General features: G+C 48.1%; 5 protein-coding genes. All 5 read left to right on the plus strand.

All coding sequences use genetic code 11. The features are described 5' to 3' along the window. Positions 1-156 precede the first annotated feature (156 nt). Genes CLOSYM_RS14185 through CLOSYM_RS14205 form a run of 5 tightly spaced genes read left to right on the plus strand, consistent with a single transcriptional unit; the run spans position 157 to position 7,110 of the window. Positions 157-912: a lysophospholipid acyltransferase family protein gene (locus CLOSYM_RS14185; RefSeq protein WP_044902443.1), complete on the plus strand. Its 756-nt coding sequence runs from the start codon at positions 157-159 to the stop codon at positions 910-912. Next, entirely contained in the window at positions 887-2,014 is a 1,128-nt protein-coding gene (locus CLOSYM_RS14190; RefSeq protein WP_021642632.1) for a bifunctional chorismate mutase/prephenate dehydratase, read from the plus strand. The genes CLOSYM_RS14185 and CLOSYM_RS14190 overlap by 26 nt, the downstream gene beginning before the upstream one ends. 34 nt (positions 2,015-2,048) lie before the next feature. Then, positions 2,049-3,368, plus strand: coding sequence for an ATP-binding protein (locus tag CLOSYM_RS14195; protein WP_049943741.1), 1,320 nt, complete (start codon positions 2,049-2,051; stop codon positions 3,366-3,368). Positions 3,369-3,372: 4 nt separating this feature from the next. Continuing rightward, a complete protein-coding gene (locus tag CLOSYM_RS14200) occupies positions 3,373-4,938 on the plus strand; it encodes a Ppx/GppA phosphatase family protein (RefSeq protein WP_003497009.1) in 1,566 nt (521 codons plus the stop codon). 3 nt (positions 4,939-4,941) lie between these two features. Next, complete coding sequence (locus CLOSYM_RS14205; protein ID WP_021642634.1) at positions 4,942-7,110, plus strand: RNA degradosome polyphosphate kinase; 2,169 nt, start codon at positions 4,942-4,944, stop codon at positions 7,108-7,110. Positions 7,111-7,208: the final 98 nt, after the last annotated feature.

The following is a 7,208-nucleotide window of genomic DNA, read 5'->3' on the forward strand; positions in this document are numbered from 1 at the left end:
GCGTCCTCACCTGCTTAACTAAATCTCCAATCAGATCTCAGCCCCCCCCGTCTGAACAGTAACAATCCTCAGGTTTTACAGGCATTTTACAGACAGGAAATGCTTGTAAAAGCGCCATTCTTTTTATATAATAGAACAGATAGCGAGGTGAAGAAAATGATACGTTTTATAATTGTGGCATTAACAGTAATTGGCTTTCTTGTTTTCTCCGCGGGATATCTGCATAAGATGAAGAAGCTTGGCAGGACCGATCAGGAGAAGATGGAACGGGAAAGTCTGCGGGTTGTAAAAAAGGTGTTCCGATTTATTCTTAAAGTATCAGGAGTCAGCGTAACCGTGAAAGGGATAGAGAATGTTCCGGCGGGGCAGCCCGTTCTCTATGTGGGAAATCACAGGAGTTATTTTGATATTCTGGTAGGCTATACGACGGTGCCGGATTTGTTAGGTTTTGTAGCCAAAAAAGAGATGAAGAAATACCCGTTTCTTTCAGACTGGATGGCTAACGTAAATTGCCTGTTCCTGGACAGGAAGAACCTGAAAGAAGGACTCAAGACAATATTAGAGGGAATTGAAAAAGTGAAGAGGGGGGTCTCCATCTGGATATTCCCGGAAGGAACGAGGAACAGAGGAGATAATATCCTGGAGCTGCTTCCTTTTAAGGAAGGAAGCTTAAAAATTGCCGAGAAGTCGGGATGTCCGGTAGTTCCGGTTGCGATTACCGGTACGGCGGAGGTATTTGAAAAACATCTTCCATTCATAAAACCGGCTCAAGTTACGATTGAATTTGGCGAGCCGTTTATTATTAAAGAACTGCCTCCGGAGGAACGGAAGTTTGTCGGGGCTTATACAAGAAAGCAGATAATCAGAATGCTTGAAAAGGAGCAGCATGGACTTAGCGGAAATCAGAATTAAACTGGATGAAATAGATAAGCAGATCGAAAATCTGTTTGAAGAGAGAATGAGGCTCTGCGGTGAGGTGGCGGAGTTTAAAATCCGGACAGGGAAGCCTGTCTATGACGCAAAGCGGGAACAGGAAAAGATAGAAGCCCTCACCGGTATGGCGGAGGGGGACTTTAATAAACAGGCAGTCGGCGAGCTGTTCCTTCAGATGATGACCTTGAGCCGGCGCTATCAGTACCAGACTATGGCAGGGCGGATTGGCCTTACGGAGCTGGGATTCCAGAAGGTTTCGGAGCTGGATACGGCAGGCAGACGTGTCGCATTTCAGGGACTTGCCGGAGCTTATGGGCATGCAGCCGCCATTCAGTATTTCGGAAAAGACGCGGACATCCATCATGTCCGCAGATTTGAAGATTTGATGATAGAGCTTCAGGAGGATAAGGCGGACTTTGGGGTGCTTCCCATCGAGAATTCTTCTGCCGGTTTCGTCACGGACAATTACGATTTGCTTCTGAGGTATGACAATTACATAGTGGCGGAGACCTTTGTTCCGGTAAAACATTTCCTTCTGGGAACGAAGGACTCAACGCTGGATGACATCAGGCGCGTATATGCCCATCCACAGGCGCTGCTGCAAAGCTCGGAGTTTTTGAATAAAAGAGCCGGATGGCAGCAGATCAGCATGGAAAATAATGCGGTGGCAGCCAAAAAGGTCCGCGATGAGAATGACAGGACACAGGCTGCCGTTGCCAGTGAAATTGCAGGGGAGATTTATGACCTGAAACCATTGGCGGAGGCGATCAATAACAGCAGGGATAATACAACACGCTTTCTGATTCTGTCAAGAAAACCGGTGTACAGAGAGGGGGCGGAGAAGATCAGCATCTGCTTTGAACTCCCCCACAAAAGCGGTTCCCTCTACAATATGCTGGGCAATTTTATCTTCAACCATGTCAACATGATGATGATTGAATCACGGCCGGTTCCCGGCCGGAGCTGGGAATACCGTTTTTTCGTTGATATTGAAGGCAATCTGGAGAATCCAGGAGTCATCAACGCACTCTACGGAATATCCCGGGAGGCGCAGAATATGAGAATCCTGGGCAATTATTGATTTGATGAGACTTTACAGCCGGAAAGAGGGCAGCATGGAAGAAAGAATAAGGAAAGAGAATGAGATAATTAAAGGGAATCAGATGATCCTGTACAGAAACTTAAAATATCAGAAACTATTTGACGATGTATGCACACTTCTGGCATCCGAAAAAGGCGACAACAGCCCGGATGCCTATGCCTGCGCCAATAGTCTCATTGAACTGGCAGTGACCTATGGTTTTAAAGGAAATCTATGGCACTGCTTTTTAGCATTCTGTATGGCTAACCATGAGAATGCCTACAGCACGTCATGTGAGATTAAAGGCCCTGTGGGAGGCACGCTTAATGTGCTGGCGGCCCATGATTTCCGTCTCATGAGAAAACTGTTTTCCAGCGATATCGCTGTTCTGGATGAAGAATCCGGCGGAATCTGGGAGCTGATGAAGAATTACGAGAGTACCTCGGAGGAGAGCAGGGTCTTCAACCGGAGAATCCGCAACCGGATTGTGGAGCTGGCGGCGGCGCTGGAGCGCACGGAAGATGATACGGCGTTCCAGGATACGGTGACGGAATTCTATCGGGAATTCGGGGTCGGTAAATTCGGCCTGAATAAAGCGTTTCACATTAATATGAATGAAAACAGCGGCAAGGCGGTAATTGAACCGATTACCAGGGTAGAGCATATCGGCCTGGAAGATCTCGTGGGCTATGAGATGCAGAAGGCAAAGCTGATTGAGAATACCGAGGCATTCATAGAGGGACAGGCTGCCAACAACGTTCTTTTGTTTGGTGACAGCGGAACGGGAAAATCTTCCAGCATAAAGGCAATCCTGAATAAATATTATGACAGAGGATTGCGGATGATAGAGGTATATAAGCATCAGTTCAGAAGTCTTTCCGATGTCCTGGAGCAGATTAAGGACAGAAATTATAAATTTATTATTTATATGGACGATCTTTCCTTTGAGGAATACGAGATAGAGTATAAGTATCTGAAAGCAATTATTGAAGGGGGATTGGGGATTAAGCCGCAGAATGTCCTGATTTATGCGACATCTAACCGCCGTCATCTGATCCGGGAGAAATTCAGCGACAAGAGGGAGCTGGACGATGAGCTGCATGTTAACGATACGGTTCAGGAGAAGCTGTCTCTTGTAGCGCGGTTTGGCGTGACAATATATTACGGTTCTCCCGATAAGAAGGAATTTCAGAAGATTGTCAAGGTTCTGGCGGATAAATATCACGTGGAGATACCGGAGGAAGAATTGTATCTGGAGGCAAATAAATGGGAGTTAAGCCACGGAGGATTGTCAGGAAGGACGGCCGCCCAGTTTATCACTCATTTGCTGGGTAAATTAAAGCTGGAGGAGTGAAAGTATGGCCATTAAAACATTTGCTGCAATTGACGTAGGATCATTTGAGCTGGAACTGGGAATATACGAGATTTCCGGTAAGTACGGCATCAGGGAAATTGATCACCTGCGCCATGTCCTGGCTTTGGGAAAAGATACCTACAATGACGGAAAGATCACATATGTGCTGGTGGACGAAATGTGCCAGGTCCTCAGGGAGTTTATGGAGGTTATGAAAACCTACAGGGTGCAGGATTACAGGGCCTATGCCAGCAGCGCCCTGAGGGAGGCCAGAAACAGCCAGATTGTTCTGGATCAGATTTTGGTACGGACCGGCGTGCGAGTAATCCCGATTAATAATTCGGAACTGAGGTTTATGACATACAAGGCGGTTGCCTCCAAAGATGCGGAGTTTCAGAAAACCGTACAGACGGGAACGGCAATTGTGGATGTGGGATTTGGCAGCTCCCAGATATCCCTGTTTGACAAAGATACCCTGGTATCAACCCAGAACCTGATTCTGGGAGTCCTTCGACTCAGTGAGATGGCGGCGCACTGGAAGGTCAATTACCACATGATACCGGAGGTGATTGACGAACTGGTGGATAACGAGCTTTATACATTTAAGAAGATGTATCTGAAGGACAGGCAGATTAAGAACCTGATTGCCACCGGTGAGAGTATCATCTATATGGTCAAAAAGGGGATGAAGGAGGCAAACAGGGATCGGTTTACAGCCGAGCAGTTTAAGGCGTTTTGTAAAAAGCTGACCTCCATGTCTGTGGACGAAATTGAAGACTATTATGAGATTGAGCATGACTATGCGGCTCTTCTGATACCGGGAGCTATTATTTACAAGAAGGTTCTGGATATGCTGGGAGCGGAATCCGTCTGGATTCCGGGAATCCGGCTCTGCGACGGCATTGCCGCGGAATACGCGGAGGAGAGCCGGCTGATTAAGTTCCATCATGATTTTGAAGGCGATATCCTGTCGTCAGCCCGCAATATGGCCAAGAGGTATAAATGCTACGCCGCACATACCCAGGAGGTGGAACGGACGGCGGTGGCCCTGTTTAACGCAACCAGGAAATACCACGGCCTGAGCAACCGGGAGAGGCTGCTGCTGCAGATAGCCGCCATCCTGCATGCCTGCGGGAAATTTGTCAGTATTACAAAGAGTACGGAAAATGCCTATCAGATTATCATGGCTACGGAGATTATCGGCCTGTCCCACCTGGAGCGGGAGATTGTAGCCAATGTCGTGCGGTATAATATTCAGGAATTTGCCTACGACGGAGTGATTCTGGAATCTGATTTCTCCCGCCATGGGGGCATGAATATATCCAGACGGGAACTGACCATCCTCATTGCCAAGCTGACCGCTATCCTGCGTCTGGCCAACTCCATGGACAGGGGACATAAACAAAAACTGTCAGATTTTAAGGTGGCGGTCAGGGAAGGAAGCCTGGTTGTAACGACCGGCTATACGGACAGTATTGTACTGGAACGTTTTTCCTTTGAGCAGAAGGCAGATTTCTTTGAGGAAATCTTCGGTATCCGTCCGGTACTCAGACAGAAAAGGGGGATCTAAACGATGGCAGAGATATCATCCAAATATTTGAGTCCTGAAAATTATGTTAACCGAGAATTGAGCTGGCTGGAATTCAACTACCGTGTTCTGGGAGAAGCCAGAGACAAGACGACGCCTCTGTTTGACCGGTTGAAATTCTTAAGCATTACGGCATCCAACCTGGATGAATTTTTCATGGTGCGCGTGGCTTCACTGAAGGATATGATCCATGCCGGATATACAAAGCCAGATATAGCCGGAATGACGGCATCAAAACAGCTTGAGGCTATCGGAGTGAAGACGCATGAACTGGTGGCAGATCAGTACAGGACATATAACAGGGGACTACTGCCTGCTCTCAAACAGAATGGTCTTAAGATTATAACCAGCCATGAAAATCTTACCAGGAGAGAAGCGATTTATGTGGATAAATACTTCGAAGAAGTGGTTTATCCGGTGCTGACCCCGATGGCGGTGGATTCGTCCAGACCCTTTCCGCTGATTCGCAATAAATCCCTAAACATTGCCGCTCTGGTGAGAAAGAAAAAGGGCGACGGCGAGCTGGATTTTGCCATGGTCCGTGTGCCGACCGGACTTCCCAGAGTCGTTGTCATACCGAATGGGGAGAAGAACGGGAAGGACGAGAGCCAGGAGCAGAATGAGACGAAAACGACAATCATTTATCTGGAAGAGGTTATCGAGAGAAATATCGACAAGCTGTTCCTGAATTACGATATCATCTGTTCCCACCCCTTCCGCGTCATGAGAAATGCCGATCTGAGCATTGACGAGGACGAGGCGGAAGATTTGCTCAAGGAGATTGAAAAGCAGCTTAAAAAACGCCAGTGGGGCGAGGCAATCCGACTGGATATTGAAGAGAAAGCGGATAAGCGCCTGCTTGACATCCTGAAAAATGAGCTGGAAGTGACAAATGATGAAATTTATGAAATCAGCGGCCCTCTGGATTTGACGGTTCTGATGAAGGTTTACGGACTTCCCGGCTTTGACGCGCTCAAGGCGCCCGGTTATACGCCGCAGCCGGTGCCGGCCCTGATGAATGACGATGACATTTTTACAAATATCAGAAAAGGAGATATCCTTTTAACACATCCGTTCGAAACATTTGAGCCTGTGGTAGACTTTATCAAGAAAGCGGCAAAAGACCCGGATGTTCTGGCCATCAAGCAGACATTATACCGAGTCAGCGGAAATTCCCCGATTATTGCGGCGCTCGCGGAGGCTGCGGATAACGGAAAACAGGTTTCCGTGCTTGTGGAGCTGAAAGCCAGGTTCGATGAGGAAAACAATATTATATGGGCGAAAATGCTGGAAAAAGCGGGCTGCCACGTTATTTACGGCCTGCTGGGACTTAAAACCCACAGTAAAATCACTTTGATTGTCAGGAAGGAAGAGGAAGGAATCCGCCGTTACGTTCACCTGGGAACAGGAAATTACAATGATACCACGGCGAAGCTCTACACCGACTGCGGCCTTTTCACCTGCGATCCGCAGATAGGAGAGGACGCAACTGCCGTATTCAATATGCTTTCCGGCTATTCAGAGCCTCTTGGCTGGAATAAGCTGTCACTCGCCCCGCTGTGGCTGCGAGGCAAATTCCTGCGCCTGATTCAGAGGGAGACGCGGAACGCAAAAAACGGCAAGCCGGCCAGAATTATCGTAAAGATGAATTCCCTCTGCGACAAAGAAATCATCGCCAATCTTTACGAGGCCTCCTGTGCGGGCGTAAAGATTGATATGATTGTCAGGGGAATCTGCTGTCTGAAAGCAGGTGTTCCGGGGCTGAGCGAAAATATCACGGTCTGCTCGATTATCGGTAATTTCCTTGAGCACAGCCGTATCTTCTTCTTTGAGAACAGCGGAGACCAGAAGCTGTTCATGGGAAGTGCGGACTGGATGCCCCGGAATCTCGACCGCCGTGTGGAAATTCTCTTTCCGGTGGAGGATGAGAAGCTGAAAGAGCGTCTGCTCCATATCCTGGATGTCCAGTTAAACGACAATGTGAAGGCCCATTTTTTACAGCCTGACGGAACTTATGCAAAGAAGGATAAGAGAGGCAAAACTCTGGTTATTTCCCAGGAAGTTTTCTGCGAGGAGGCGCTTCAGGCTGCCAAAGCAAGGGAAGAGATGACGGACCCGGTGAAAAACAGGGTGTTTATTCCATTGGAACAGTAGAGATTTAACTGAGGTTGGGAGGACGCGTCCGGAATGGACCATGTCCGGTGTGGTGAGGGGCTGACTGAGTCTTCCGTCCCCGGTTTGGAGGTTGTCGT

The sequence above is a fragment of the [Clostridium] symbiosum ATCC 14940 genome (assembly GCF_000466485.1).
GTDB classification, from domain to species: domain Bacteria; phylum Bacillota; class Clostridia; order Lachnospirales; family Lachnospiraceae; genus Otoolea; species Otoolea symbiosa.

Bases quoted from the DNA above. Each gene is read 5' to 3' on its own strand.
- CLOSYM_RS14185 (WP_044902443.1), top strand. From the start codon at position 157: ATGATACGTTTTATAATTGTGGCATTAACAGTAATTGGCTTTCTTGTT.
- CLOSYM_RS14190 (WP_021642632.1), top strand. From the start codon at position 887: ATGGACTTAGCGGAAATCAGAATTAAACTGGATGAAATAGATAAGCAG.
- CLOSYM_RS14195 (WP_049943741.1), top strand. From the start codon at position 2,049: ATGGAAGAAAGAATAAGGAAAGAGAATGAGATAATTAAAGGGAATCAG.
- CLOSYM_RS14200 (WP_003497009.1), top strand. From the start codon at position 3,373: ATGGCCATTAAAACATTTGCTGCAATTGACGTAGGATCATTTGAGCTG.
- CLOSYM_RS14205 (WP_021642634.1), top strand. From the start codon at position 4,942: ATGGCAGAGATATCATCCAAATATTTGAGTCCTGAAAATTATGTTAAC.